Raw genomic sequence first — 1024 nt, forward strand, 5'->3', positions numbered from 1 at the left:
CGCCGGTACAGCCGCCCGCGCCCGCGCGTCGCCTCGGCCGAGCGCACCACGACGGGCAGCGGCTCGGCGACGACGGGCCCGAGCCGGCGGGCACGCCACAGGACGACGACCGCGAGCACGAGGAGCAGCCACAGCGTCACCGGGCGCACCCACGGCACGAGGTCGGTGAGCGACGCGGCCTCCTCCTCCGGGCCGGCGGCGCCGGCGTCGTCGAGGCTCGGCACGTACCAGACGAGGTGGTCGTGCCGCCCGAGCACCCGCAGGGCCAGCGCGGCGTTGCCCTCGTCGGCGATCGCGTCGTTGGTGAGCGGGGTCAGGTCGGACAGCGCCGTGAGTCGGCGGCCCTCCTGCTCGAGCACCACGTACGCGCCCTCGGTCGCGGGCCCGCCCGCGGGCGGGAAGCACACCGTCGCCGCACCCGTGGTGTCCTCCACCGACCCGGCGGCGGTGACGGTGCCGGCCGCGACGGCGTCCGGGTCGTCGCACGCCGCCGCGCGGACCCCGCGGGGCGACACGTCGCCGCCTGTCGTCAGGTCCGGCGCCACGAGGGACAGCGCCCACTCGGCGTCGACGAGGACGAGGTCGTTGTCGAGGGCGACGAGACGCTCGACCTGCTCGGGCAGCAGCCACACGTCGCCGACCACGAGCACCGTGCCGCCGCGCGCCGCCGCCGCCTCCGCAGCGCCGGTGGTGCGGACGTACTCGACCTCCACGCCCTGCCGCCCGAGCACCTGCGCCAGCGCGCGCGTGCCGCCCGCGCCGGCGTTGTCGGGGGCGCCGGGCGTCGTGCTGGACGGCGGCGCGGGGAGCAGGAGCACGAGGACGCCCAGCACCACGACGGCCCCCACGACGAGCCACGGGCGCAGGCGTCGCCACCGGCCGGCGGCGCGCGTGCGGCCGGTCGTGCCGTCGCCGAGCACCTCGCCCGGGCGCAGCGGGGTGCCGGTCGCCGCGGCGCTGCTGACGCGGGTCCGCGAAGACGGGACTGCTGTTGAAGACGGGATTCGCCATGAGGGCTCCTGGT

The 1024-nt window shown here is 78.2% G+C and carries 1 protein-coding gene; it reads right to left on the reverse strand.

All coding sequences use genetic code 11. The annotated features are described in order from the left end of the window. A partial coding sequence (locus AB6N23_RS18455; RefSeq protein WP_412867408.1) for a DUF4350 domain-containing protein occupies positions 1-1024 on the reverse strand: 1024 nt, incomplete at both ends.

The sequence above is a fragment of the Cellulomonas pasadenensis genome (assembly GCF_047229365.1).
In the GTDB taxonomy this organism is placed as follows: domain Bacteria; phylum Actinomycetota; class Actinomycetes; order Actinomycetales; family Cellulomonadaceae; genus Cellulomonas.